Consider the following 24,896-nt stretch of genomic DNA (forward strand, 5'->3'; position numbering starts at 1 on the left):
GGCAATGAATTTCGACCGACGTCCAGGTCATATCGGCCTCGGGATCGAAACTGGCTGCGACTCGAGGAGTTCGGTCACGCCGCAACCTGGCGGACGAAACGGTCAGGAGCGGGGAACCAGGCGACGGGTATGGGCGTAGACGACGGCGTGCACGCGATCGCGAACACCGAGTTTGGCAAGCATATTGGAGACGTGAGTCTTGACCGTCTGCTCTCCCACGCCGAGGGCGCGGGCGATCTCGGGGTTCGTGTGTGCCTTGGCGATCAGAAGCAGGACCTCATATTCACGGGCGGTGAGTGTCTCGACTTCCGGCGCGGCGGGGAATGGGTCGATTCCGTCGGTCAGCCGCGCGATCAGGCGGCGCGTCAGGCGTGGATCGATCAGGGCATCGCCGTGTGCCGCAATCCGGATGGCGGAGATCAGATCCTGGGACGGCAGCGCCTTGGTGAGGAATCCGCTGGTGCCGAGACGTAGTGCGCGGTAGAGGTTCTCATCGGTGTCAGAGGTGGCGAGGGTGAGGATCCTGGTCCTGCTGGCGAGTGCCGCGACCGTCTCGATGGCGGCAATGTCGTCGAGACCGGGCATGTCGAGATCGAGAATGGCGACGTCGGGTTGTAAACGCTCCATTTCCCGCATGGCGGTGACTGCGTCGGGGGCCTCCGCGATGCAGTAGATATCCGGCTGGGTGCCGAGCGCGGCCCGCAGACCCGAACGAAACACTGCGTGATCGTTGGCCAGCAACACTGAAATCGTCGAGTGCTGTGCATCGGCAAGGATGTCGTCCGGTGGTGAGCCTTCCGATCCGCGCGGGTCGAATTCCACTGTATCGCCACGCCTACCGATCGGGGTGTCGGCGTGCGCGTAACTCACCGAGAGCATCGTGGCGGTGATCGCGAGCAAGAGCGACGACACCACCCGGAGCAGTGGGTGTGTCGACGTAGTCCTGGCCATGATGTACGACCGTAGATGCCCGAGCCTTCGGCGTACATACGCAATCGGGAGTATCCGAGCTCCCCCGATGGGGTGATCAGCGCAAGAACCCGGTGTACCTCTTGCCGATCAGCTGACTCTGGATCTGTTTGATCGTGTCCAGACCGACGCTCACCACAATCAGTACCGAGGTACCGCCGAACGCGAGGCTCTGTGCCGAGCCGACGGCACCGAAATGCACCAGCAGATTCGGCAATACCGCGACGGCGCCGAGATAGATGGAGCCGGGCAGAGTGATCCGGCTGAGGACATACCCGAGGTAGTTCTCGGTCGGTCTGCCGGGCCGGTAGCCCGGGATAAAACCGCCGAACTTCTTCATCTCGTCCGCGCGCTCCGCCGGGTCGAAGGTGATCGCGACATAGAAGTACGTGAAGAACAGGATCAGCGCGAAGTAGACCGTCACATAAACCGGATTGCCCGGGGTGACCAGATACTTCTCGATCAACTTCTGCCACTTGCCCGAACTCTGCGGATCCAATCGCGCGAGCAGGGTCGGTATATACAGTAGCGAGGAAGCGAAGATGACAGGAATGACGCCGGCCTGGTTGACCTTCAGCGGCAGATACGTCGACGAATTGCCGTACATCTTGCGACCGACCACGCGCTTGGCATACTGCACCGGAATTCGTCGCTGGCCCTGCTCGACGAAGATCACCCCCACGAGCGTCAGGAACATCGCGACGCACACCGCGGCGAAGATCAGCGCGCCTTGGCTGTCCAGGATCGACTTACCTTGACTCGGGATTCGAGCCGCGATACCGACGAAGATCAGCAGCGACATACCGTTGCCGACACCGCGTTCGGTCACCAGTTCGCCGATCCACATGACCACTGCCGCGCCCGCTGTCATCACCAGGACAGTGACCACCATGCCGAACAACGATTTGTCCGCCACGATATCGGCGGGGCAGCCGCGCAGTAGCTGCCCACGCGCGGCCAGCGCCACCAAGGCCGACGCCTGCAGGGCGGCCAATATCATTGCGAGATAACGGGTGTACTGCGTGATCTGAGCTTGACCGGACTGGCCTTCCTTACGCAGCTCCTCGAACCGCGGGATCACGACGGTCAGCAGCTGAGTGATGATGCCGGCGGTGATGTAGGGCACGATGCCGATCGCGAACACCGACAGCTGCAGCATCGAGCCGCCCGAGAACAGATCGATGAGCTGATAAATCCCGGCGGAGTCGCCGCCGGAGACGATATCGATACAGGTGCGAATCGACTTGTAGTCGACACCGGGTGACGGAAGCGTCGCACCAAGGCGATACAGCGCGAGCAGACCCAGCGTGAAAAGAAGCTTCCGCCGTAAGTCCGGTGTCCGGAAAGCAGATACGAAGGCGGGAAGCACAGATCCTCCTGACAAAGGCGCGAGTGAAGGACAGGCGCTCACGCTGTGATAGGAGGAGCCGAACCTGCCGTGCGACTTGGACAGTACGGAAATCCATGCCTCAGCCACGTCGGCCGCGGGTCGGATTTCGATCTCCCCCGACAGCGGGAATCATCGGTTCCGTACGCCTCGAAGAGCTACTCGGCCGACGCGCGAGATGCCTACGAACGCACCGTCAGCGGCTACGGCCGCCACATCGCCGGAATCAGCCTTCCGGAGCCATAGAGTCGCGAGAACCCGCCTCCGCGCCGGAGTTGGTAGTGAGTCGGTGGTCGGGCAGTAGGAGGGTGGCGAGTTCGTCGAGGAGTTCGGCGGCGCGCCGGGCGGCGGCGGGATCGCCGAGTGTGACGGCGAGGGTGTTGACGATCGGGCGTTGCCGGCGGTTGATGCCACGGGTCAGCCCTTCGGCAGGGTGCACGCGGGTACGGCGGCGGTCGGCGGGGTCGGTGTCGGTGGTGAGCAGGCCGCGTTCGACCAGCCCGGCCACCAGGGTGGAGATGTGGCTCTGAACGAAACCGGTGGATGCGGAGAGCTGGTTGATCGAGCATCCGGGATGCTCGGCCACTTCGCTCAGCACGGCGGACTCTCCGGGCGGCGGGATCGGGTCGCCGGGGTAGACGCTGGCCTGCCGGGACAGCTCGCTGAGCCGACGAGCCAAGCGGTGCAGTTGCCTGCCGTTCACGAAGAGCCACTGTACCAACAGATACATCTGCAGAGAAACATCTGTAATGATGTATCTGTGCAGATGCTATTGAGGAAGCCGGTCCGGCGCACCCGCGCGGCGATGCCACGGGCCGATCGCCGTCGCGCTAGCGGGTGGATTGTTGCCGTGGCGGCGGCGATGGTGGCGAGTTGCTCGGCTGATGCGCCGGAACCCGCTCAGCGGTGGATCACCGCAGCGGAGGGGGTATTGACAGTAGATCCGTCGGCGGGACTCGAGGAAGAGGTGTCGCTGGCCCAGCTTCCGATGCCGCCGACGGCGCCATCTACCGAGGCTGGATCGTGTACCGGTGCGATCAACCCACGAGGTACCGGCTGCGTGGACCCCGGGTGGGGGGCGTTGGGCTCCGTCGGTACCTACTGGCCCGACAGCGAGTATGTGCTGGTCGGCGCGACGTTCGCCGGAGCTCCGGCAACGGGTGCGGCCGCCGCCCGTTCCGGCCCGCAAGTGCTGCTGGTGCGGACCGACGGCAGTATGTTCCCCAACGGCGACGGCTGGAAGTGCCTGACCTGTGGTGTTCCGGTGCCGCCGCTGGGTACGGCCTCGTTCGAGTACGGCGTCTCCGATGTCAAATACCCGATCAACGGTTTCCATGACGGCACTCGGGCGCTGGCGGGCAACAGCATCATCGAATGCGACGGTATCCAGTTCGCCGACGACCGCTGCACTCCCGATCGGATGCGGGTCTACCCGCTGCAGTGGGATGCCGGTATCGGCCGGCTGGGGGCGTTGCGCGAACCGCGCTTGCACCCGGACGACATCCACATCGGCTTCAGTTACATGGTTGCCGGCAACGACAGCTTCCAACAGGTGCCGTTCATGGGCCGACTTGTGTTCGACCCGGCCAACAGCCGCTACACCGTCGAAGACGTGCGCACCCTGTTCAACCCAGCCCAGCAGTTTCAGCCCTACACCGTGGGAGCGGGCAACGAACTGACATTCAACCCGGCCGGGATGATCGGAGAATTCCGGGGCTGGAACCACGACGGCACCGCAGCACTCGGCATCCAGCACCACTCGTCCGGCAACATCGATGCCTGGGCCACCGACAACGTCACCGGCCGCTCGTGGCCGTTGACCCACAACGCCGGTTACACCGATCCGATGGCCGCCTCGCCCGACGGTAGGTACCTGCTCGCCGAGCAAGTGCTGGGGTCAGGCCGGGTCGACTTCATCGCAGCGATGCCCGAAATCCCGCCGATTACCGACCAACTGCCCACCACCGCCCACATCGCCGGAATTCGCAACAACGGTCGACGCAGGTTCTTCCTGCCGTACCTGGTCGACCTCGATACCGGAAAGAGTCAGCAGATCAACGTCGGCGGCGACCCGAATTGGAACGCCGCGGCAGACCCGGCCTGGCTGTCCGACAGCACCGGCGTGGTGTGGGCGGAGAACCTGGTAACCGCCCCCGCCTGCGATGGCGCCAACCCACTGCCCTGCCCGCCGTCGGGCGAACCCGGCGGGCGTCGCAGTCGCGTGATGATCGCTCGCTTCGACAACATCGAACCGACCCCGCCACAGCCGGTGGCGCCTGCACCCGTGCCCGCGTGGGGCCTGGCATATCGTCCGGGCGACCCGTTGCCGCAGGTTCCCCATCTGCCCGAGGGCACCTACACCCTCCGCGGCACAGACCGCGGCAGCGCGCAAGTCGTGATCACCGAGAACGCGACCAAGACCATGATCATGCAGATCGTGGTGACCTACACCGACTTCGGCGACGGCGACGGCGTCGTCATCAACGGCACCGACCGCGTCCAACGGCGCGCGGAGACCGGGTTCGCCCCCATTACCTGGCACACCGACCTACAGATTTCAGGCACATACACCGGAACCAAACGCACCAGTGAACCCGACGGATTCACCCTCGGCCCCGAGACGATCCAGAACAACTTCCGAGCCACCGGCACCATGACCACCGTCCTTGACGGCCACACCTACACCCAACCCGCCAACGGCACCTGACCAGCAAGCGCCCTTCGTCCGGAAGATCAGGAATGGGGTTCAGAGACCGAGGTGCTTGTTGAGCTCGTCCAGTGACTCAACTGTGGTGTAGTCGTAGCCCGCGGTGATGGGGTCACAGCCACGGTCCAGCAGCACCAGGTTCCGGAAGCCCATGTCGTGCATCGGCATCAGGTCGTACCGGGTGTGCGAGGAGACGTGCAGGAAGTCCTCCGGCTTGGCGTTCAGGGTATCGAGCATGTACTCGAACGCCTGGTAGCGCGGCTTGTAGGCCTGGGTCTGCTCGGCGGTGAAGACGGCGTGGAAGTCTGCACCGAGCCTCGGAACGCTGATGTCCAGGAAGCTGTCGTCTGCGTTGGACAGAATCACCAGCTTGTAGTTGTCGCCCATGAGCTTCAGCGGAGCCGGCACGTCCTCATGGGCAACCCAGCCGCGTACAGCCTCGGCGAACTGTGCACCGGCGCCTTCGGTCGGCCCGATGCCCCACCGCTGGCACACCCGGTCGAAGGAATCCTGAAGGATCTGCTCGTAGGGCTTGTAGTCGCCGCATACCTCGTCGAAACGGTACCCGCGAAATACCTTCTTGAACGCGGGCCACTGCTCTTCAGGAAGACGGCCCGCGAGCAGCCGGCGGGTGGTGGGATCAGTATCCCAGTTGATCAGTGTGCCGTAGCAGTCGAAGGAGATGTACTTCGGCCGGAAGTTTGTGGTTGCCATATTTCGTCCGTTCATAGTTATCTTGCATTTCTTGAAGGCTGTTCAAAGCTCTCGAAAGAGCGCTTGTCCAGGGCCGAGCAGCGGATGGCTTTCACTGATGTCATCATTACTGCTCTCAGCGCAGAGCCAATGACGTGAGTCGCGAGTCCGGTCCGAGGAACCTGGCAGGGTTCATGAAACTGACGTCGGTGGCCGTTGTTCCGTCCAGCACGAGGTCGGCAGCAACGGCTCCCAGTGCAGAGGCCATCTTGAAGCCGTGGCCGGAGAAACCGACCGCCGCGACGACGCCTTCCATTCCGGGCACCTTCCCCAACAGCCCGGTCTCGTCTGGTAAATGAACGTCCGCACACATGGCAACCCTCACGGGGTCCGGAATCAGTCCCGGAATGAATTCCCGGACCCATGCCCGGATGGGGTCCAATACGCAGGGTCCCAAGTAGGACTTACCGCAGATAGTGATCTCTCGGTCCGACAGTCATCGGGGATTACAGTGAGTACGGGAGTCCAGGCGGAGCAGGCGGCGGAGTCGACAATGAACACCATCCGCCTCTGTCCGGGTAACAGTTGCCACCTACCGGAATGGATCGCACATGCAGATTCAGATCAACACCGATAGCAACATCGACAGCGGTGACAAGCTGATCCGGCACGTCGAGGAGGAGATCGCTTCGACGCTCGAGCGCTTCAGCGACCAGGTCGTCAGCGTCGAAGCCCACCTCAGTGATCAGAACGCGGGCAAAGGTGGACCAGGCGACAAGCGATGCGTGTTGCAGGCTCGTCCAACCGGTCAGCAGCCGGTCGCGGTGACCCACAACGCCGCGACGATCGACGATGCCTGTCGGGGTGCGGCCGAGAGCATGGCACATCTGCTCGCCAGCCGGTTCGGCCGGCTGCACGAGACAAAGGGTGGCGACTCCATCCGGCACCCGCATAAGGACCACCCGCACACGAACTGAGTCAGCCGTTCGGCACCGGTAGCGGCCAGTTCGTTGAAGGCCGCGACCCGGCTGGCGCCGGTGACACCGAGGCGGCGAAGCCGTTCCCGGAGTCTGGTGGTGCTGATCGGGCGGTTCGGCCGCTGCCCGGGTAACAGCCAGGGTGACGTCGGGTTGGCGGCGGTGCCCATGTTGCGACGTTGGGTGATCAGATCGGTGATGAGACTGTCCAGGGGCTCGGGCATCGGCACGTCTTCTTCAGCGATCCGGAGGAACACCTGACCGTCTTGGATGGTCACGTCGTCCAGCCTGGTTTGGGCGATGCGGGTGGCGGGCTGGGCATAGAGCAGGACTAGAAGGCCCGCGACGCGGTCGATCGGGGGCAATGTGTCCTCGGTGAAGGCTTCGTGGGTCAGCGGCAGGTCGCCGGTCGCCAGCGCCCGCAGCCGATCACCGACGCCCGGGGTCGTGCCATGTTCTCGGTTCCATTCGGTTTCCGGCTGCTGGTCAGAGCCGGACGTATTCGCGGAGCTTGCCCTTGACGTGCGGGCGCTCGTCGCCGAGCTGCAAGCCGAGCGTGGGCAGCTGCTTAGCGATCTGGTCCACGGTGAGCTGGTCCTCGTCGTACATGCGCTGGGCCTGGTCGAGCTGGATTTGGGAAAGAGCGCGAGGCGGCCGCCGACCCGGCTGCGGGCCTTCGCGGCGGCCAGACCGTCGTTGTAGACGGCCCCGATTCAGCTGAAGATAGCAAACCCGAGCGTCGCCGCACCAAGCTTGGAAGCGACCGGCCCCGACTCCTCAACGGCAAGCGTCCATCGGTCGATCAGCTGATTCTTGTCAAGCCCCCTCATCACCGGCAAACTACACCCACCACCACCGGCTACCAGGCAGTTTGCGCTTCAAATACCAGATGACGCGGTTCTTACCGGCACGTTTCTGATCGCGAATCTGGGCAGCAGTTGGTCGTGAATCTCGACACCGCTTCGGGATTTTTGTGATTGCGAATTTCGACACCGTTGTGGTGGCAGGTCCTCGCTCAGGTGATGTCAATTCTCGCGACCGGGATCGGGAATCACCCAGCCCAACCGACGCCTAAATTCGCGAACAACCGGCGTCAGAATTCGCGAACAAGGCTCAGGCGCCCGAACTAAACGGCGGCGCCAATCGAAGCCGGGCGACAAGGTCACGCCTGGTGTCCAGTTTTCCGATAGCTACCGGCCGAACCCGAAAAATAACAAAGGCCGGACGGAAACGGACCGGGGATGCATTGCCAAAGTGCCGCCACTGGAGGATTACTGGATATAAGCGGCGCAACAAAACGGCCAGGCCTGCGCTGCTGCGGGAGAATTTTTTTCCACCGATCACTCATTAGAAGGCAAAAAATGGCACCTGTAATCACCTCGCTGACACCCTCTTTCGGCCCTCCAGCAGGTTTGAACTCTGTAGTCATCACCGGCTCCGGGTTCGCCAATGTCGGTCCCTTGGCTGTCCGGTTCGGCACGATGGCAACGACATTCACCATCGACTCCAATACCCAGATCACGGCCATCGTTCCGCCGGGGACCGGCACGGTGAACGTCACCGTACAGGCACTGCTGGACGGCACGAGCAACCCGCTGCCCTACACCTATGGGGGGCTCCCGGCTCCGACCTTGACCAGCATCAGTCCGGCTTCGGGGTCAGCGGCCGGTGGGACAGTGGTTGTGCTCACCGGGACGAACTTGACCGGAGCCACCGCAGTGAGTTTCGGTGGGACACCGGCAACCTCGTTCACGGTCAACTCCTCGACGCAGATCACGGCGGTGACCCCAGCCCATTCAGCCGGGACGGTGTTGGTCACCGTCACCACCGCCGGTGGCACCAGCAACGGTGTCGCATTCACCTACATCGCGGTGCCCACCCTCACCAGCATCACTCCGAGCTCAGGGCCGCCAACCGGTGGGACAGTGGTTGTGCTCACCGGAACAGGCTTGACCGGAGCCACCGCAGTGAGTTTCGGTGGGACACCATCGACCCTGTTTACCGTCAACTCCGACACCCAGATCACTGCCCTCACCCCAGCCCATTCAGCCGGGACGGTGTCGGTCACCGTCACCACCGCCGGTGGCACCAGCAACGGTGTCGCATTCACCTACATCGCGGTGCCTGTCCTCCTCACAGTGGTGCCGAACGTGGGCCCGCCGAGCGGTGGGACAGTGGTTGTGCTCACCGGGACAGGCTTGACCGGAGCCACCGCAGTGAGTTTCGGTGGGACACCTTCGGCTCTGTTCGCCGTCAACTCCGACACCCAGATCACTGCCCTCACCCCAGCCCATTCAGCTGGGACGGTACTGGTCACCGTCACCACCCCCGGCGGAACCAGCAACGGTATCGCCTACACCTACGTGTCGGGTCTGGCGCCGGTCAATCTGGGGACAGCCTCGTCGTTCGCGGTGCTGGGTGCCACGACAGTCACCAACACCGGAGCCACGGCCATCTCCGGTAACCTGGGTGTCAGCCCGGGCACCGCAGTGACCGGATTCCCCCCGGGAACGGTGATCAACGGAGCGATCCATGCCGGGGACGCGGTCGCGGCCCAGGCACACACCGATTTGCAGGCTGCCTACATCGACGCGGCGGGCCGGACGCCCACCGCGTTCGTGGTCGCTGATCTCGGGGGACAAACCCTGACCTCCGGGGTGTACAAGGCAGTTGGCGGGATCGGCGTCAACGGCACCGTCACCCTGGACGGGCAAGGCAATCCGAACGCGGTATTCATCTTCCAGGCCGGGACGACACTGATCACCGGCGCGAACAGCACCGTGAACCTCATCAACGGTGCCACCGCAGACAACGTGTTCTGGCAAGTCGGTAGCTCGGCCACACTGGGCGCCAACACCAACTTCGCCGGAAACATCCTGACCTTCACCTCGGACACGGTGACAACCGGCACCACCGTGAACGGGAGCGTCCTGGCCCTCAACGGCGCGGTCACCCTGGACACCAACACCATCACGGCACCCTAGCCCTGATACACCGAAAGGATTTCGAACCTGTCCGCGCGTCTTCGGCGCGCGGACAGGTGTGTCTCGGGTGCGGGTGGCCGCTGGTCCGCCCGCCCTTCGGGGGGTTGAGGGTCCCCGTAGAGTGTGCGGGTTCCGGACCGCGCAAAAAACAACGAAGTTCGGGTAGCCGCTGGTCAGGGTGGTTCCTGGTTCTGACTGCGGCGCATGGTGTTTGGTGCTCAACTGTCTCGTGCTGTGGAACACCGTCGACAGCGACCGCGCCCTTGAACAGCTTCGCGCACAAGACTATCCGGTGAGTGAGGAAGACGCCGCTCGGTTGTCGGCGTTCATCCGCGGCCACATCGGCCTGGACGGGCACTACGCCTTCCACCTGCCCGACCTCGGCGGAACCCACCGCCCGCTGCGTGATCCCGACGCCCGCGCCGACGACTGAGCCATCCACTGTCGGTGCCGCGGCGATACAGGGTGGTCGCGATGAAGAACCTCACCATCGGATAGCAACGGGCAGCGGCAAAGGCGCGGTGGCCGGCCATGTCGCTGCCCGGGGTCGTTCATGATTGCGGCTGGTCGGCGCTGGCGCTTACGGCCTTGCGCATCTGCGCGTGGGCGCGGTCTGCGGTGGTGGCGGGGTTGATCACCAGCAATCGAAGGCGCCGATCGTGTGGGCCGAAGACATACATCACCTGGGGTAGCTGGTCCGGAAGCGGTCCGGTGACCTCGATCCCGTCGGGGGCGTCGATGCGGCGTTGGGACAGGCTCAGCGAATTCCAGTCGAAGCTGATCCGGGCGGTCGCGCCCAGTCGCGGGGTGAGGGCGGTGACCAGGTCGTGCAGTTCGCTGGTGAGGTTGTCGGTTCTGGGCCACCAAGCGCCGTCGACACCGCCGGATTCCTCGTCACCCTCGCGCAGCAGCAGCCGCGGTGTGCGCGTCGGCGTGCCGAATGGTTGCCCACCCTCGGCGCTGGCCTGGGATCGGCCCAGGCCGCGGTCGCCGGCGGCGCCGCCTCTGTCCTGCGGCGGGTTTTGTGTCATATCAGGCCTCTGGCAAGGGCCGGGGATCCTGCGCAGGATGCGCGTTGGTCTGCCGGGTCCATCGGCGCGCCGTGACCGCCTTCGTCGTCCCAGCGGCGCAACGCGGCCTCGTTCTGGGTGTGATCGAGGCTGTGGCGGGTGTCGGTGGCCACGAGTTCGTCGGCGGTGAATTCATTGCCCGGTCGGGATGCGCCCGCCAGCAAGGCCTGGGCGGTGGCGTTCTGGGTGTCTGCGGGGATCACCAGCAGGACCAGACGGGTGCGGTCGGGTCCCAGAACACAGAGTGTATGGGCGGGCAGGTGCCGGTATCCGTCCAGGCGAACCGAACACCCGCCGATCATCGTGCGCCTCGGGGCCGGCTGCCAGGCGTCCATGTTGTACATGATTCGGTCGATGCTGCCTGCCCGCCGACCCAGCAGCGCCTCCAGATCGGACAGTTCGGCGACCAAGTCGGTCGTGAGGGGCCACCAGGCCCCATCCACCGCCCCCGGGCGGGGTGCTCGCGGTGTCGCTAACCGCCGTGACGACGGCGGCGGGCCGCTGCGGAGGGCAAAGCGTGAAGAGCGGTCCAGCAGGGTCGGCTCGTGTTGTAGCGTCATCACGACGCTCCTGACCGGGGCCGCGTGGCGGCCCCGCATATTCGCCGGGCGACGACCAGACCACGGGTGGTCTCGTACGAAAAGCCCCCGACACCTTCATCCTACCCACCGGATACACACTGGCCTGACGTGCACGCATGCACAGTGACCTGTGCTCTTACCCAGTCGTCATTGTCGGTGTCGGCGGTGTTGTGGTCGTCGGTGCTGCCCGTTCGCGGTAGGTGGGGAGGACACTCGAGAGATGGAAGGCAAGAATCGTCGGCCGCCGCGCCTGTTCGGTCACCTCGCCGAACCCACCGACACATGTGCACAGCCGGATACCGCCACGATCTGCCGGTGTTCAGCAGGGGCCGGTGCTGGTCAGTGACTCTGAAGGCCCGCGTGTGGGATCTCGGGTACGCGGCCGGCTGGCGGCTGGTGCGGGCCCTGCCGCAGCGGTGGGCGATGCGATCGTTCGAGGTCGCGGCCGATCGCGCTGCCCGAGGAGGTGGATCGGTTCAGCTACGACGGAATCTGGCCCGGGTGCTGTCCACCACCCCGGCGCATGTGCCCGACGAACTCGTGCGCGCGAGCCTGCGCTCCTACGCCCGGTACTGGTGCGAAGCGTTCCGGCTGCCGTCGTTGGATCCGGTGCGGCTGGCCGCGACCATCGAAACCGCGGCCACCGGGCTCGAACACATCCACGAGGCGGTCGAGCACGGGCGCGGGGCCGTGCTGGCGCTACCGCACAGCGGCAACTGGGACCTGGCGGGAGTGTGGCTGGTACAGCGGGTCGGCACACCGACCGTCGTCGCTGAGCGGCTGCGACCGGAATCGTTGTTCCGGCGCTTCGTTCGGTTCCGTGAGCGCCTGGGATTCGAGATCGTCCCGCTCACCGGCGGCGCCGCACCGCCGTTCGAGCAACTGACCGCGCGGCTGCGGCAGGGGCGGATCGTCGGGTTGCTCGGTGACCGCGACCTGACCACCGGCGTAGGTGTGCCGGTTACTTTTTTCGGCGAACCGGCCCGCATGCCGGCAGGCCCGGCCCGGCTGGCGATCGACACCGGTGCGCCGCTGCTGCCGGTGCACTGCTGGTTCACCCCCGACGGCTGGGGATTCCACGTGGGCGCTGCGATCGACACCGCCGGCGGCGTGCAGCCCACGACTCAGGCCCTGGCCGACCGGTTCGCCGCCGGTATCGCTGCGCACCCCGCCGACTGGCACATGCTGCAACCGCTGTGGACCGCCGACCAGCTCATCCGCGAGCAGGCGCGCAGTAATCCGCACCACTGATCCGGGCCCGACCGACCATCAGCGCGCACCCCGGAACGGACGGCCTGACCCGGTCCTGCTGTCGGTGCCTGCACCGGGATGGCCACATCTGGGGCGTAAGCTCGACAGTATCCGGCGGCAACACGCGCGCTGACCAGCAGAGGTTGCGTCGTCACCGGATTCAAACGATCCGGCCTTCCGCCAGGCCGTGACGGGAGCGTCCGATGACGCCGTCAACGTTATCCATGCCGTCGGCGCCGCCGCGCGCACTCACCCCGCCCCCGCGATTGCATCTCCATCCGGACCCGAGGGACTACATCGACGCCACCTGGTGGCCACGATCGAGCGACCTCGTCACCGAGCTCCCTGATCTGATCACCGCACTCCAGTTACGGACCGGGCCGATATCACGCGTGGTCTACGACCCGACTGCCTGGTCACCCGCCGGCCGGTGTCTGTTCATGGGCGACCGCGCCATACGACTCGATCCGTACCCGTTCGAGCTGTTCGACACGATGTACGTGTACGGAACCAACGGCACCGTGATCGTGCTGCAGGTCCTCCACCCGAGCACCGACCCGGCACCCACAGTGACCGGCGAACCCACCCGATCCACGGCACCAAACGCGACGGGCAGAAACCACGAACCCCGCCCCATTACCAACCACGCCGCGATGGGCACCTCCGCCGATCAGTGACCCGGCCGCCGACGCGCAGCCGGGTCACTGTCGGCTTGATAACGCCGCAGCCCCTCGTCGGACACCCTCGCGTATTTGGCGAGGCTGCGCACCGACGTATGTCCCGACAGCTTCATCAACACCGGTGTCGACGCGCCCTCCTCCGCGGCGTGTGTCAACCGGGAATGCCGCAATTGGCGCAGCGTGTACGGGCCGTCGTCGAAACACTCGGTGTGGGCCTCGAACAGCTCGGCCGCGCGGCGGCGGTACGACAGGCGCGCTCGCCCCGTCGCCCGGTCGACGTCGTTGCGGGCCACCGGAGGACGGGCGTTGCGGTCGATGAGGAACAGCGGACCGGATTTGCGGCCGGCCAGCGTCCGCGGCAACAACCGGGCGGTGCCGGTCTGCCACGCGATGACCTCACGCGCCCCGCCCTCGCGGGTCACCACCGCACACCGGTTCGCCGTATCGAGATCCGGCACGTCCAGCATCAGCACCTTCTCGGCGCGCGCTGAGGACTCGTACAGCATGTGCCACAACACCCGCTCCCGCAGCGGCGCATCCGATCTCAGGATCTCCGCGACCCGATCACGGCTCAACGCCTTGCTGGTATCCGGCGCCACGGACCTCGCCCGCAACCGAGGGCACCATCGCCGCCGGGCACGACCCCGCCGACATCATCATGCTGATGAGCTTTTTGTGGCGCGTCGCGAACAACGACGACGGAGCGGCCCAGGGTAGACGCCTTATCGCTGCGGTTTTCTCGGGCCTACAGACCGCACCCCAGCCGACCTGAGCGCTCGCCGCAACAGCGCTCGCCCCTACCGACGTGCTGAAACGCCTTGCTGCCCAATGCATTCCGCATTCAGCACCGTCCTATTACCGAACTCGTAGGCCGTCCGCGCCTGGTTATACCTCGGACAAATAGTCGCTCATGCCGCATATCTCGCTCTCGGCGCATCCGATCCGGCCTGAGAAACAAGCGACCGAGCGGCGTCGATATTACGTCCGGTCGGGCGATCTGGGTCTGAGAACTATGGGTACACGTGATCGTTCCTTCGACTAGAGACACGTCTTCAGACCGGATTCGACTGGGGCCTGGAGCAGTTGGCCCGCATCGTTGCGTAGCGGATGGCGGTGTTGCGGGTGACAACCAGGTGGACCTCGAAGCCGAGGATGGGCTGATGATCCGATCCACGGGCGCGTACTGCATAACCCTTGCGGCGGTGGGGTTCCGCGGATTTCCATCAACTCGCCAGTACACTCTGCCCGGACAGTCTTCGTGTGATCCAGTCCATACACCTGTAGAGGACGCGTGCCCGTGAGCCACACCCTGCCTGATGGATTCAGTCTCGTAGAAGGAATTCCCGAGGACCGTTATCCCGAATGGCTGGGCTGCTGGTTGACCACGCTCGCCACCCCGACCGACCCGGATCCGGCCATTGTGGACTTCCACCGCCAGGTCTATCCGCCCGAGCGAGCCATCGCGATCCAGGACAACCACGGGTACGGCGCGACGAACACTTCGCTGGATTGCGATCTGGTTCTGCCAGGTGGCGCCACGGTGCCGGCGGCCTTGTGCACCGGTGGCTCCTGTCATCCGACACTTACTCGACGGGGGCTGATGACGATCATGCTGGATCGGGTGTACCGACGGGCCGCGGAGGAGGAGAAGGCTCTGTGCGCGGATTCGCCCTCGGAGTGGCCCATCTACCAGAGATTCGGGCACGGCCCTGCTGTCTGGTACGAATACGCGGAGATCGATGTGCGCCGAGCGGGTTTGCGCGACGATGTGCCGGGAGCAGGCATCCGGCCGCGGCGAGTCACCGGGAAAGAGGCCCAGGAAACGGCCCAGCGGGTGTACGCGCTGCACGCCGCAGCGACCCCTGGCGAAGTCATTCCCCCCGCCGCCTTCTGGGATCGGCTTTCCACCGAGCCGTCCTCGCCCGCATTGGAGACGACGCTGTCGCTCAGCGGTCCCGGCGGCGGACCACGGCACTGTGCCGCGATCGAAAACCGCGGCTTCGTCTCGTACCGGATCACCCCGGGTTGGACAGCGGAGCAGGCACCCAATGGCGTGCTGAAGGTTATCGATTTTCTGGCGGCCGACAGCGAAACCGCAGGTGCGCTGTGGCGGTATCTGTTCTCGATCGACATGATCGGCGAGATCCACGTGCGACGGCTGTCGATGGATGATCCGCTGCGCTGGTGGGTCACTGACGCACGGTGGATGCGGAATCTGCGCCGGGACGGGCTTTGGCTGCGCCTGCTCGACGTACCCAGGACGCTCGAGGCCCGTGAGTGGTCGGCCGACGGCGTACTCACGATTCGGGTGCACGACGCCAGGGGCTATGCGGCGGGGACCTACCGTCTGGAAGTCGACAGCGGAGTGGGTGTGTGCCGACGGACGACAGCAGAGCACGACCTCGAGATGGACGTGTCGACCCTGGGCGCGATCGTGCTGGGTGGGACCTCGGCTTCCGGCGTCCATCGGGGTGGACGCCTGCACGCCCGAGACCCTCGCCATGTGCGGCTCTGGGATGTCATGGCCACTCCAGAGCGTGCGCCCTTCGTGTCCTACTTGCTCTAGGCGGCGGGGGACGCTTCTCACCAACCGGGCCCGTACTCGCGGCCAGAAATACCACGCGGTAATCAAATCCGGGGCAGCTCAGCGAGTCAACGGAACTCGGGGCAGTCCCGAACAACGGAAAGGAACGATCTGTGATCTCCAGGATCTTCGATAACGAGAGCAGGCGCCGTATGAACGTGTCCGATGTCGGTGCTCGTGTCAGCGTCTGCCTGGCAATCGCGTTCCTCGGCTGTGCGGGGACCTTCACCCCGGCCTCCGCCGCCCCCTTGCCAAGCGACGATGTCGACGCTATTTGTGTCGCACAGATGGCCGCGCTTCCCATTCTTGCGGAAACGGGGATCTTCACGGGGCGGGACACAGTTTCGTGCACGGACAGTGAGGGAAACCCTCTGATCTCGGGAACATCAGAGATTGCGAGCACGGCCGCCGGTTCGCAATGTGCGGACACGGTCACCACTCGCTGGAACGACGGGACAAGTACCACCACCAAGACCAACGGACACACGGACATCGCGAACAAAGCGTTCGCAGCCACCGGACAGGTGTCCGCCGACAGCACGCGCTTCGCGAACGACACCGTGACCGTCGTCGGTAGTGGCGCGGTACCGAACTGCGATGACGGACCGCAGACGGGCGTCTCGGTCTACGTGGTCACTTTCCGGCGCTGAAGTCTGAAAGTCGGCGGGTCGGCACCGCACCGGCCTGACATGACAGGTATCGGCGTCCGACTCCGCGCCGGTCGCCGATACCGCTGTCGCGCAAGTGGGTGCAAGGGCTGGAGTGGGTCATAGGCGGGGATGGAGGGAAGTGTCCGAGGTGTCGGTGCCCTCTGCTTCCATCATGGGGTGACAGAGGTTGAGTTGGCGGTCGTGCGGGGCGATTTCGAGGGACATATCACCATTCGGGCGTGCGAACCCGGGACCGTCGTGGCATTGGAACGGTACGCGGCGCAACACGATATGAAGTTCACCCACATCGTGTTGATGCGGGGAAGGATGCCTGATCAGCCGATGGTGACCGTGCGGCGATCCGGAACGTTGGTGGCGGTGCGTGAATGGATCGACACGGTGGTAGTGGCGCTGTCGGCAGCTGGGTTCGAGGTGGCGCGGGTAAAGCTCGAGGCGACACCGTGGGCCGAGGGGGTGCCCAGCACCGACGAGGCCGCCAAGGTTTTGGGATCGCGGTATTACTTCGAACACCACATCAAGCTGTTGCTTCCCGTCGGCGCAGGACCGGAAGATGCGGCCGCGACGGTCGCTGGACACCAGGCGCACGTGTCCGCGAATGCGCGGCGGGCTCGGCCGGACGGCCGGACGGAGCGGTTCGTCACCCAGCGCTGCCGGGCCGTGGGCAACCAGACCGCCGAAGCCCGGCTGGCGGATCTACTGGCGGTGCTGACGGACTACCGGGTCCTGTCCGTCGAGCGGGAATTCGTGGTGTACGACACGAACGAATCGGCCGACGAGGGCTGGATCATCGAGCCGGCGGTGGCGCCGTGACCGCTCACCTTCCCTGGTACTTCACCGAGCCCGAGGATGGCGGCGGCTGGTTGGCCGCCCGGCGGGAGGCGATCGATCACGTGCTCGCCGCGATCGCGCAGTCGCCGTGGTCGCCGCGTCTGGTCCTGCGCGGCAGTGCACTGGCCAAGGCATGGTTCGGCGTGTGGGCGCGGGAGCCCGGCGACCTGGATTTCGTAGTCCATCACCAGCGGTGGCGACTCGACGAGCCGTCGGTGGACGAGATGTTCGACGACATCGTGGCAGCTGCTGTGGCGATGTCACACCGACCGGGTAGCACCGTCCGCATCGACCGGAAACTGCTCTGGCGCGGCGAGATCGGCGACGACTACGACAATCTGCCCGGCGAGCGGCTCGTGCTGTCCTGGCACGGGCGTGGACACGTGGGCACCGTGCAGATCGATTTCGCCTTCGACGAGCCGCTGCACGACCCGCCCGAGCCGACGTCGATTCCGCGCTCGGGTTCGACGGGCCCACCGATGGTGCTGCAGGCCGCGAGTAAACGACTATCGCTGGCGTGGAAGGTCGCCTGGCTGGCTGCCGACGCCGACCTCGGTGCCGAACCGAACGAGGATCACGACGCCGACAAACCCGGCCCGTTGGGTAAAGACCTCTACGACGCCGTTCTGCTGGCCGAACATTGCCGGCTGCCCGGTGACCTACTCGACAAAGCCCTGCAGTCCTGTCATATACCGGCGCTTGCCGCCCTCGATGCCCCGCTGGATCTGATAGTGAAGATCGCCAACGACGTCGACTGGCACGCATTCGCCGCAGACCACCCGCCGCTCGCCGGCGCACACGAGCAGTTCGTGTGGCGACTCGTGGTCGCGCTGGCCCCGACCTTCCCTTCCGGCCCGAGCAGACTCCTGCCGCTGCTGACCGAGCACTGCCGCCACGAACTGCCCGCCCTGCGCGCAGTGCTGGCCGCCGACGGTACGCCAGGACTCGCGGAACGGTTTGCCGACTCGCATCATTCAGTCGCTGAACGCATCGTGCTGGTCCGCGAACTCTTCGGTCCGAGGTGCTCGTTGAGTCAGGCCGCGGACCTCGTGGCCCGGCTGCCGGGCGTCAGAACCCCAGGCGACCCGCGCGGCTACGGCGACCCACACCGAATCGCGGAACGTCTCGCGCCGCACCCGTGACCACCGGGACTGCCGGCGCCGGTGTCGCCGGAAGCGTTGCCAGGAACGCGTTCAACGCTAGGACCGAGCTGAATAGCCAACGAGCGCCCACGGCGTCGCAACCCAGGCCACCAGCTCGGTGGTGAACCGCAAGACCGAAGCCGGCCGCCCCGTACCCGTCAGATTCGGCGACTTGCTTACACGCTCAGCCATAACGTGCAGCGTCCCACAGCGACCGGCGCGAACATCAAGCAGTTGTGGATATCCGAGTTCAGAACGGTTGTGTCAACTGGCGAACGCAATTACCACCGTAGCGACGAGCGCCGCGATCGCGAGTACGACGGCTGTGGTCTGGAGGATGTTGTTCCGGGCGGCGAGCGCACTGGACCGTGTGTAGTCGAACACCGATGAATCCAGGAATTCGGGTTCGATCACGTTGGCTTGCACGGGCGCTGCGCTCAGACCGTCGAGAAGGGCTGACACTTCTACGCCAAACCCAGTGATCTGACCAGGTCGAGCATCTCGGCGTGGTGCAACGCGGCGGGATTGCGGGCAACCGGATGGATGTGGCCGTCGATCTCCAGCGCCACAAGACCGTGCATCCGGCCCCAGACGCGCAGCGCGAGCGCCGCCGCGGCGGGCGGCACGTCCGGGAGGTCCTTCCGAATCTTCGCGACATAGTCGGGGTGAAGGTCCGACCAGGAGGTTTCCTGGGGCTGACGGTGCTGGGCGTCGAGCCATGCGGCAGCCACCAGACGGGTGAGCTCGCGGCACACACGGCGTGCAGTTCGGTCCACCGGCCCGTCCTCGGGGGGTTGATAGCCGGGAATGGGGTGCCCATAGAAGAGCCGGAAGCGCTGTGGGTGAGCCAGTGCCCATTCCCTCAGAGCCTGGCCCCATGCCACCAGCCTGCCGCCGGGGTCGGTCTCGGGCACCGCGTTCGTGGCGGTCTCCAACGCGTCCGCGAGCGATGTGGCGATTCCGCTGATCAGTGTCGTGATCAAGTCGTCTCGGGTGGGAAAGTAGCTGTATATCGCGCGTGGGGTCATCCCCATCTCGCGGGCGATGCCACGCAGCGAGATTGCTCCGGGCCCTGCGTCGGCCATCTGCCGTAGCGCGATGGCCTGGATCTCCCGGCTGGCCTCCGCTCGCAGTCGCTCTCGGCGGCTCAGCACACTCGCACCGGATTCGTTGTCGCCCTTGCTCACGTTGACAGGATACGGGGGTTCAATACTCTTATGCGTGCCATTACTACACGCCGTGTCCAAAGATGGGAAACCACATGCCTGCTTACGTCATCGTCAACGCCGAGGTGCTCGACGAGGAGGCCGGATGGGCTTACGCTCCCGTGGCCCAGAAGTCCATCCTCAGCCACGGCGGTCGCTATCTGGTCGCAGGCCCCACACCGGAGCCGGTGGAAGGCACCTGGGACTCACCCCGGATCCTGGTCATCGAGTTCCCCGACATGGATCGGATTCGGCAGTGGTATGACTCCCCCGAGTACCTGCAAGCCCGCCGGATACGGGAAGGCAAAGTGCGCGTTCAGATGCTGTTCGCCGAGGGCGCGCCGCCCGAAGGCTTTTCCCTCCCGGCCTAACCACACGGGGCTGATGAGCAGACGTTCAGACGCTTCCGTGCCGCAGCATCAGCGGCATAGTGAGTATGTCAGGGCTGGGAGACCGCGACTTTCACACCGAACCCGATCAGGACGACCCCGGTCACCCGATCCATGGCCCGGCGTACGACGAGCCTTTCGAAGAATGCACGGGCCTTGGCCAGCAGCATCACGTAGCCGCCCAGCCATCCGAGGGTGAGCACCGCGTGCACGAGAACCAGCAGCATCATCCCGAGGTGCGCAGACAGGCCTGACGGCGCGAGAGTCGGCAGCAGGCCGGTATAGAAGACAGCGATCTTCGGGTTGAACAGGTTGCTGACCAACCCCGTCCGCCACGGGTCGCCCGCTGGAGACCGAACGGCTGCCACCACGGCAGCCGAGCGGGCACGGCGACTGTGCAGCAGCGCTTGGGCGCCGAGGAACACCAGATAGGTAGCACCTGCCAGTTTGACGACGGTGTAGACCGTTGCGGAAGCTGCCACGATTGCGGCCAGCCCTATCACCGTGAGCAGGCCCCATATCAGCAGTCCGATGGTGATACCGCCGACCGTCCGCAAGCCGTCTTGCCAGCTGGATTCGACGGCCCGTTTCGTCACCACAGCCATGTCCGGACCAGGCACCATGGTCAACACGGCGAGCACACCAGAGGCAGCGAGAAACTGAAGCAGCACGGGAGAAGTTTCCCATCCACTCCGATCACCCGGCGTCACGGTTGTCGCAGGCGCTCGTGCGACTCATCGAACCGGTTCCCCAGCACCGCGTAGGTATCCAGCCATCCGCTGCTGGCAGCGATCTCACACAGCGGCCCGGTCGGCATGAACAGGAATCGAAGATCAGGCAACCGGCTCGAATCTCCCTGCCGGATTCGCCCAGCATGATCGGTTAGATCATCCACGAGCTCTCGCTCATCCGAGTACCGCGACTGCCAGGTCAGATCCTGCGGCAGGTGTTGCACGATCGCCAACACCTGATCGACGATGTCGAGGATCTCCGCCGCGGCCGACTGCATCCCGCCAGCATGGCACGCCCACGGAACTCAGCGGTGCAGAGCGGTCTCGCGCTGCATGTGTGACAGCTTCTCGGGATTTCGCACGGCGTAGAGCCCGGTGACGAGGCCGTCGTCGATCCGCACCGCCACAACGCTGTCGACCTCCCCGTTGAGTCGGAGGAGCAGCGCCGGGGAGCCATTGACCTGCACCGACTCGACCGAAACCTCGGCGCGAACCCTGTCCAGACCGAGGGCCAGCAAAAGAGCCACCTTGTCGGCCCCCATGACGGGGCGCGGCACAGCCTGCTTGATTCCGCCCCCGTCGCCCAAGAGAACGACGTCCGGCGCGAGGATGTCGAGCAGATTTTGCATATCGCCCGTTTCGATCGCCCGCTGGAAGGCATCGAGCGCGTCTCGGGTCTCGGCCGGGGAAACGACCCCGCGCGGTCGGCGCGCGGCGACGTGTGCCCGCGCCCGGTGGATGATCTGGCGGACCGCGGCCGGGCTCTTGTCGACGGCTTCGGCGATCTCGTCGTAGGCCAGGTCGAACACCTCGCGCAGCACGAACACCGCCCGCTCGGTCGGTGCGAGCGTCTCGAGCACCAGCAGCATCGCCATCGACACGTTGTCCGCCATCTCGACGTCCTCGGCAACGTCGGGTGAGGTCAGCAGCGGCTCGGGAAGCCAGGACCCGACGTAGGACTCCTTGCGCCGACTGAGGGTGCGCAGCCGCAGGAGCGCCTGGCGGGTGGTGATCCGGACCAGGTAGGCACGCTGATCCCGCACGATCTCGAGATCGACGCCCGTCCACCGCAACCAGGTTTCCTGGAGGACGTCTTCGGCGTCGGCGGCCGAGCCGAGCATCTCGTAGGCGACGGTGAACAGCAGGTTGCGGTGGGCGACGAACGCGGCGGTGGCAGGGTCCGGGTGGTCCCCCTGGCTCCCGCCCGGACCGCGATCTTCGGGCCTGGTCTTGGACGTGCCGGCCATAGTGGCTCCTGTCTCTTCGCTCTCGGCTGTGTTACCCACCAGACACCGCGCCCCGCGGTTTTGTGACACCGAGACGTTGACATCCTCTCTGGTCGAGGCAGTGTCGTGAGCAGCGGTCCGTCAGGCCGATCCAGTCCTCACGTGTGGCGCACGTCACGTAACCGCGCCTGTCACACGGATCGGCTCGTTGGCATCTCATGTTCGTTCACCGCAACACCACGAGTGAGGACGAAGTCATGGAACCCCGTTTCAACCTGTTGACCAACGAGCTCGGCACCAAGATCAGCAAGCGGTTCGCCAACTTCAGCCAGGTGATCGCCCAGTCGACGCTGCCGAAGTCCACGCAGGAACTGGTGAGCCTGCGAGCCAGCCAGATCAACGGCTGCGGATGGTGCATCGACATGCACACAAAGGAGGCCGCGGCTGCCGGCGAAACCCCGGTCCGGCTCAACCTGGTCGCCGCCTGGCGTGAGTCCACCGTGTTCACCGACGCCGAGCGGGCCGCGCTGGCGCTCGCCGAGGAGGGCACCCGCCTCGCCGACGCCCACCACGGCGTGTCCGACGAGACCTGGGCTCGAGTGCGCGAACACTACGACGACGACCAGATCGCCACACTGGTCTCCCTGGTCGCCCTGATCAACGCGGCCAACCGGCTCGGCGTGATCCTGCGCCAACAGGGAGGTTCCTACGAGCCCGGCATATTCGCCAGCATATCGAGCTGAGCTGACCGGCAGACGAATCCCGGCTCGGCCCAGGATCGTCCGATCCGGGCCGGGCCCGCACATGCCCAGGTGGCTACGCCGCCCCGAACGCGTGGGGTGAACTGGCGGCCTGGCTGGAAAGCTCCGGCTTGATTTCGCCCGTTGGCGGACGCCTGTTCAGGTCCAGCGATGTCATCGATGACGAATGCGGCGGAATTTCATCACCGAGCGGATTATCCATGGCGCGGCGAGCCCGGCAGCGATCGCGGCCAGCGGCACGATGACATGACCCCATAAATCACGAATCGGGTGGTAGCGCGCGACGCCGTGACGGATTTCGATGTAGCCCAGCGGGCGCACGTCAATGCCTCCTCCCGCGCCGCCACCCCCACCGCCGAATCCGAGGCCCGCGCGTGCGACGGGGACGATGGTGATGCCGTCGGCCGTGATCGGTTCGCCGAAAACTGTTGTAGCGCGGGCGTTTTTGCCGATCAGCTCCACCATTCGCTCCGACAGTTCCGCGGAGGCGTCTACGCCACCGGGCCCAGCGAGCCCCGCGGTCAGGGAAACAGGATCCTGCGATGCCTGCATGGTTGTGGGCCTCCATAGCCGTTGAAAACGTTTGAGGTAGAGGCTAACTGGAACCAAATCTCGACGCCCGGCAACTACGCCGTTCGCGTGCCTCATTCGGCCAGGGCGCGGCGAGTTCGGCGTTCTGCCGCTGAGACACGTCGGCGGACAGGATCGCCTGCGATCCGTGGAATGTGCCCGGCCACTGATGCGGCACGCCGCCCGCAGCAGCCGCAGCGCGTAGTAGATGCCTTCGTAGCGGTTCGGACAGAACTCCGCGCAGGCGATGTCGACGGGTGGCAGGACGGACAGGGCGGGGGCCGGGGCGGCGTACGGCGTGGCGGGCGTGGAGCCCAGGTCCATCGGCGACAAGGCCGCACCCTTGGTGGTGATCTGCCCACCCTTGGTCGACTGACCTCAGCACTCGGGGACCTGATACCGGCGACGAATACGGCGCACAGTTGGAGAAGTCACCACCAGCGAACCGGAGCCTCCGATGTCGATCACCAGCACAATCGCCACCTCGGCAGAACGTCGTGCCACGGTGTCGACCGAAGACGGTGTGGCACTCGCGGTTCGCGAATACGGCCCACGAAATGCGGAACTCACAGTCGTGCTCTTGCACGGACATTGCCTGCGCAGCGAGTCCTGGACCTATGCTCGAGACGCGCTGCTGCGCCAATACGCCGGCGCCCGGGTCGTCTGCTACGACCACCGCGGCCACGGCGACTCCGCCACGGCAGCCCGACAAACCTACAACCTCGCGCAGCTCGGCCGCGACCTGCGGGATGTTCTCGACACTGTCGCCCCCACCGGACCGGTGGTCCTCGTCGGCCACTCGATGGGCGGCATGACCGCGCTGACCTACGCCAGCCAGAACCCGCACGAGATCGGCACCCGCATCGTCGGTGTCGCACTTATCGCGACCGCCGCGAGCGGGCTTGCCGACGCCGGCTTCGGCCGCCTCCTGCGCAACCCGGTCGTTTCGGTATTACAGGCCGCCGTCCGGCGTGCTCCGAACGTGATGCACCACGCAAAGCTCATGGGCTGCAAGGTCTTCGCCCCGATCATCCGTACCGCCGAATTCGGCGATCGCAAGGTCAGCGCTCGCGCGCTCACCCTTGCCAACGCGATGCACAACGAGACGCCGATCGTGACGATGGCGAGCTTCTTGAGCGCCTTCGTGGTCTATGACCAAACCGACGCACTCGCTGTTCTCTCGAAAATCCCGACGTTGGTGCTGTGCGGCTCCGCCGACCTGATGACACCACCGTCGCAGTCCGTCGCGATGGCCGCGGCCGTCGAGTCCTCGGATTTCGTCATGGTCGAGGGCGCCGGTCACTCTGTGATACTCGAGCAGCCGAGCCGGGTTGCCGAGGCCATCGCTCGCCTGATGACCCGAGCAGGCGGCCGCAGGGCCGAGGACGCTCCCGTCACACTCGTCGCGTAGTCCGCTCGAACAGTCCCGCACAGGATTCGAATTACGACGATTCGAACGCTTTCCTCGGATGCGGCAGCAGGGAACACTA

The 24,896-nt window shown here is 65.4% G+C and carries 29 protein-coding genes; 14 read left to right on the forward strand and 15 right to left on the reverse strand.

Going from position 1 to position 24,896, the window contains the following annotated elements:
• Window positions 1–102: 102 nt before the first annotated feature.
• From OH799_RS14330 to OH799_RS14340, 3 genes are all read right to left on the reverse strand, one after another.
• The gene (locus tag OH799_RS14330) at window positions 103–951 is read right to left on the reverse strand and encodes a LuxR C-terminal-related transcriptional regulator (protein ID WP_406280418.1); all 849 of its coding nucleotides are present in this window, start codon (window positions 949–951) and stop codon (window positions 103–105) included.
• Between the two features lie 76 nt (window positions 952–1,027).
• Window positions 1,028–2,338, reverse strand: a complete 1,311-nt coding sequence (gene secY, locus OH799_RS14335; protein ID WP_406280420.1) for a preprotein translocase subunit SecY — start codon at window positions 2,336–2,338, stop codon at window positions 1,028–1,030.
• 244 nt (window positions 2,339–2,582) lie between these two features.
• The gene (locus OH799_RS14340; RefSeq protein ID WP_406280422.1) at window positions 2,583–3,059 is read right to left on the reverse strand and encodes a MarR family winged helix-turn-helix transcriptional regulator; all 477 of its coding nucleotides are present in this window, start codon (window positions 3,057–3,059) and stop codon (window positions 2,583–2,585) included.
• A gap of 228 nt (window positions 3,060–3,287) precedes the next feature.
• Between OH799_RS14340 and OH799_RS14345 the strand changes: the two genes are divergently transcribed.
• Window positions 3,288–5,063: a hypothetical protein gene (locus OH799_RS14345; RefSeq protein WP_406280424.1), complete on the forward strand. Its 1,776-nt coding sequence runs from the start codon at window positions 3,288–3,290 to the stop codon at window positions 5,061–5,063.
• 39 nt (window positions 5,064–5,102) lie between these two features.
• Here the strand turns inward: OH799_RS14345 and OH799_RS14350 are convergent, their stop codons facing one another.
• Window positions 5,103–5,777: a haloacid dehalogenase type II gene (locus tag OH799_RS14350; protein ID WP_406280426.1), complete on the reverse strand. Its 675-nt coding sequence runs from the start codon at window positions 5,775–5,777 to the stop codon at window positions 5,103–5,105.
• A gap of 115 nt (window positions 5,778–5,892) precedes the next feature.
• Entirely contained in the window at window positions 5,893–6,213 is a 321-nt protein-coding gene (locus OH799_RS14355) for an FAD-dependent oxidoreductase (protein WP_406280428.1), read from the reverse strand.
• A 154-nt stretch (window positions 6,214–6,367) separates the two neighbouring features.
• Here OH799_RS14355 and OH799_RS14360 point away from each other — a divergent pair, with 154 nt between their 5' ends.
• Together OH799_RS14360 and OH799_RS14365 are read left to right on the forward strand one after the other, a co-directional pair.
• A complete protein-coding gene (locus OH799_RS14360) occupies window positions 6,368–6,733 on the forward strand; it encodes an HPF/RaiA family ribosome-associated protein (protein WP_357269789.1) in 366 nt (121 codons plus the stop codon).
• Window positions 6,734–6,912: 179 nt separating this feature from the next.
• A complete protein-coding gene (locus OH799_RS14365) occupies window positions 6,913–7,068 on the forward strand; it encodes a hypothetical protein (RefSeq protein ID WP_406280431.1) in 156 nt (51 codons plus the stop codon).
• A 151-nt stretch (window positions 7,069–7,219) separates the two neighbouring features.
• Here OH799_RS14365 and OH799_RS14370 read toward each other — a convergent pair whose 3' ends face one another.
• Window positions 7,220–7,342, reverse strand: a complete 123-nt coding sequence (locus tag OH799_RS14370; RefSeq protein ID WP_406280433.1) for a hypothetical protein — start codon at window positions 7,340–7,342, stop codon at window positions 7,220–7,222.
• 752 nt (window positions 7,343–8,094) lie between these two features.
• On the opposite strand from OH799_RS14370, the gene OH799_RS14375 reads away from it, so the two are divergent.
• Window positions 8,095–9,717, forward strand: coding sequence for an ice-binding family protein (locus tag OH799_RS14375; protein ID WP_406280435.1), 1,623 nt, complete (start codon window positions 8,095–8,097; stop codon window positions 9,715–9,717).
• Between the two features lie 214 nt (window positions 9,718–9,931).
• A complete protein-coding gene (locus OH799_RS14380) occupies window positions 9,932–10,150 on the forward strand; it encodes a Tn3 family transposase (protein ID WP_406280437.1) in 219 nt (72 codons plus the stop codon).
• Between the two features lie 118 nt (window positions 10,151–10,268).
• On the opposite strand, the gene OH799_RS14385 is transcribed toward OH799_RS14380, so the two are convergent.
• On the reverse strand, window positions 10,269–10,748 hold the full coding sequence (locus OH799_RS14385) for a DUF5994 family protein (protein WP_406280439.1): 480 nt from the start codon (window positions 10,746–10,748) through the stop codon (window positions 10,269–10,271).
• Window positions 10,745–11,347: a DUF5994 family protein gene (locus OH799_RS14390; protein WP_406280441.1), complete on the reverse strand. Its 603-nt coding sequence runs from the start codon at window positions 11,345–11,347 to the stop codon at window positions 10,745–10,747. The genes OH799_RS14385 and OH799_RS14390 overlap by 4 nt, the downstream gene beginning before the upstream one ends.
• Before the next feature lie 363 nt (window positions 11,348–11,710).
• Between OH799_RS14390 and OH799_RS14395 the strand changes: the two genes are divergently transcribed.
• A complete protein-coding gene (locus OH799_RS14395; RefSeq protein ID WP_406280443.1) occupies window positions 11,711–12,619 on the forward strand; it encodes a phosphatidylinositol mannoside acyltransferase in 909 nt (302 codons plus the stop codon).
• A gap of 203 nt (window positions 12,620–12,822) precedes the next feature.
• Complete coding sequence (locus OH799_RS14400) at window positions 12,823–13,296, forward strand: DUF5994 family protein (protein WP_406280445.1); 474 nt, start codon at window positions 12,823–12,825, stop codon at window positions 13,294–13,296.
• Here the strand turns inward: OH799_RS14400 and OH799_RS14405 are convergent.
• On the reverse strand, window positions 13,290–13,913 hold the full coding sequence (locus OH799_RS14405; protein WP_406280447.1) for a tyrosine-type recombinase/integrase: 624 nt from the start codon (window positions 13,911–13,913) through the stop codon (window positions 13,290–13,292). The genes OH799_RS14400 and OH799_RS14405 overlap by 7 nt on opposite strands.
• Before the next feature lie 683 nt (window positions 13,914–14,596).
• Here OH799_RS14405 and OH799_RS14410 point away from each other — a divergent pair.
• From OH799_RS14410 to OH799_RS14425, 4 genes are all read left to right on the forward strand, one after another.
• Entirely contained in the window at window positions 14,597–15,865 is a 1,269-nt protein-coding gene (locus OH799_RS14410; protein ID WP_406280450.1) for a GNAT family N-acetyltransferase, read from the forward strand.
• A gap of 131 nt (window positions 15,866–15,996) precedes the next feature.
• Window positions 15,997–16,533: a hypothetical protein gene (locus OH799_RS14415; RefSeq protein ID WP_406280452.1), complete on the forward strand. Its 537-nt coding sequence runs from the start codon at window positions 15,997–15,999 to the stop codon at window positions 16,531–16,533.
• Between the two features lie 177 nt (window positions 16,534–16,710).
• On the forward strand, window positions 16,711–17,364 hold the full coding sequence (locus OH799_RS14420; protein ID WP_406280454.1) for a hypothetical protein: 654 nt from the start codon (window positions 16,711–16,713) through the stop codon (window positions 17,362–17,364).
• Window positions 17,361–18,524, forward strand: coding sequence for a nucleotidyl transferase AbiEii/AbiGii toxin family protein (locus tag OH799_RS14425; protein ID WP_406280456.1), 1,164 nt, complete (start codon window positions 17,361–17,363; stop codon window positions 18,522–18,524). The genes OH799_RS14420 and OH799_RS14425 overlap by 4 nt, the downstream gene beginning before the upstream one ends.
• Window positions 18,525–18,788: 264 nt before the next feature.
• On the opposite strand, the gene OH799_RS14430 is transcribed toward OH799_RS14425, so the two are convergent.
• Window positions 18,789–18,986 (reverse strand): hypothetical protein, encoded by a 198-nt coding sequence (locus tag OH799_RS14430; protein WP_406280458.1) that lies wholly within the window; start codon window positions 18,984–18,986, stop codon window positions 18,789–18,791.
• Window positions 18,987–18,988: 2 nt separating this feature from the next.
• The gene (locus OH799_RS14435; protein ID WP_406280460.1) at window positions 18,989–19,711 is read right to left on the reverse strand and encodes a TetR/AcrR family transcriptional regulator; all 723 of its coding nucleotides are present in this window, start codon (window positions 19,709–19,711) and stop codon (window positions 18,989–18,991) included.
• A gap of 74 nt (window positions 19,712–19,785) precedes the next feature.
• Here OH799_RS14435 and OH799_RS14440 point away from each other — a divergent pair, with 74 nt between their 5' ends.
• Window positions 19,786–20,100 (forward strand): DUF1330 domain-containing protein, encoded by a 315-nt coding sequence (locus tag OH799_RS14440; RefSeq protein ID WP_357269834.1) that lies wholly within the window; start codon window positions 19,786–19,788, stop codon window positions 20,098–20,100.
• Window positions 20,101–20,168: 68 nt separating this feature from the next.
• Here OH799_RS14440 and OH799_RS14445 read toward each other — a convergent pair whose 3' ends face one another.
• Genes OH799_RS14445 through OH799_RS14455 form a run of 3 tightly spaced genes read right to left on the reverse strand, consistent with a single transcriptional unit; the run spans window position 20,169 to window position 22,096 of the window.
• Window positions 20,169–20,789 carry a LysE family translocator gene (locus OH799_RS14445; RefSeq protein WP_406280463.1) on the reverse strand — a complete coding sequence of 207 codons (621 nt, stop codon included), beginning with the start codon at window positions 20,787–20,789 and terminating at the stop codon, window positions 20,169–20,171.
• A 35-nt stretch (window positions 20,790–20,824) separates the two neighbouring features.
• The gene (locus tag OH799_RS14450) at window positions 20,825–21,127 is read right to left on the reverse strand and encodes a hypothetical protein (RefSeq protein WP_406280465.1); all 303 of its coding nucleotides are present in this window, start codon (window positions 21,125–21,127) and stop codon (window positions 20,825–20,827) included.
• 27 nt (window positions 21,128–21,154) lie between these two features.
• On the reverse strand, window positions 21,155–22,096 hold the full coding sequence (locus OH799_RS14455; RefSeq protein WP_406280467.1) for an RNA polymerase sigma-70 factor: 942 nt from the start codon (window positions 22,094–22,096) through the stop codon (window positions 21,155–21,157).
• A gap of 236 nt (window positions 22,097–22,332) precedes the next feature.
• Here OH799_RS14455 and OH799_RS14460 point away from each other — a divergent pair, with 236 nt between their 5' ends.
• On the forward strand, window positions 22,333–22,818 hold the full coding sequence (locus OH799_RS14460) for a carboxymuconolactone decarboxylase family protein (protein WP_406280469.1): 486 nt from the start codon (window positions 22,333–22,335) through the stop codon (window positions 22,816–22,818).
• 171 nt (window positions 22,819–22,989) lie between these two features.
• Here the strand turns inward: OH799_RS14460 and OH799_RS14465 are convergent, their stop codons facing one another.
• Window positions 22,990–23,388, reverse strand: a complete 399-nt coding sequence (locus OH799_RS14465; RefSeq protein WP_406280471.1) for a hypothetical protein — start codon at window positions 23,386–23,388, stop codon at window positions 22,990–22,992.
• A gap of 475 nt (window positions 23,389–23,863) precedes the next feature.
• Between OH799_RS14465 and OH799_RS14470 the strand changes: the two genes are divergently transcribed.
• Window positions 23,864–24,817 (forward strand): alpha/beta fold hydrolase, encoded by a 954-nt coding sequence (locus OH799_RS14470; protein WP_406280473.1) that lies wholly within the window; start codon window positions 23,864–23,866, stop codon window positions 24,815–24,817.
• Window positions 24,818–24,896: the final 79 nt, after the last annotated feature.

This window comes from Nocardia sp. NBC_00881 (assembly GCF_045207455.1).
Taxonomy (GTDB): Bacteria; Actinomycetota; Actinomycetes; order Mycobacteriales; family Mycobacteriaceae; genus Nocardia.

Coding starts and splice junctions, on each gene's coding strand:
- OH799_RS14375 (WP_406280435.1), top strand. CDS start 8,095: ATGGCACCTGTAATCACCTCGCTGACACCCTCTTTCGGCCCTCCAGCA.
- OH799_RS14440 (WP_357269834.1), top strand. CDS start 19,786: ATGCCTGCTTACGTCATCGTCAACGCCGAGGTGCTCGACGAGGAGGCC.
- OH799_RS14400 (WP_406280445.1), top strand. CDS start 12,823: ATGACGCCGTCAACGTTATCCATGCCGTCGGCGCCGCCGCGCGCACTC.
- OH799_RS14460 (WP_406280469.1), top strand. CDS start 22,333: ATGGAACCCCGTTTCAACCTGTTGACCAACGAGCTCGGCACCAAGATC.
- OH799_RS14350 (WP_406280426.1), bottom strand. CDS start 5,777: ATGGCAACCACAAACTTCCGGCCGAAGTACATCTCCTTCGACTGCTAC.
- OH799_RS14455 (WP_406280467.1), bottom strand. CDS start 22,096: ATGGCCGGCACGTCCAAGACCAGGCCCGAAGATCGCGGTCCGGGCGGG.
- OH799_RS14360 (WP_357269789.1), top strand. CDS start 6,368: ATGCAGATTCAGATCAACACCGATAGCAACATCGACAGCGGTGACAAG.
- OH799_RS14330 (WP_406280418.1), bottom strand. CDS start 951: ATGGCCAGGACTACGTCGACACACCCACTGCTCCGGGTGGTGTCGTCG.
- OH799_RS14465 (WP_406280471.1), bottom strand. CDS start 23,388: ATGCAGGCATCGCAGGATCCTGTTTCCCTGACCGCGGGGCTCGCTGGG.
- OH799_RS14470 (WP_406280473.1), top strand. CDS start 23,864: ATGTCGATCACCAGCACAATCGCCACCTCGGCAGAACGTCGTGCCACG.
- OH799_RS14450 (WP_406280465.1), bottom strand. CDS start 21,127: ATGCAGTCGGCCGCGGCGGAGATCCTCGACATCGTCGATCAGGTGTTG.
- OH799_RS14385 (WP_406280439.1), bottom strand. CDS start 10,748: ATGACACAAAACCCGCCGCAGGACAGAGGCGGCGCCGCCGGCGACCGC.
- OH799_RS14370 (WP_406280433.1), bottom strand. CDS start 7,342: ATGTACGACGAGGACCAGCTCACCGTGGACCAGATCGCTAAGCAGCTG.
- OH799_RS14390 (WP_406280441.1), bottom strand. CDS start 11,347: ATGACGCTACAACACGAGCCGACCCTGCTGGACCGCTCTTCACGCTTT.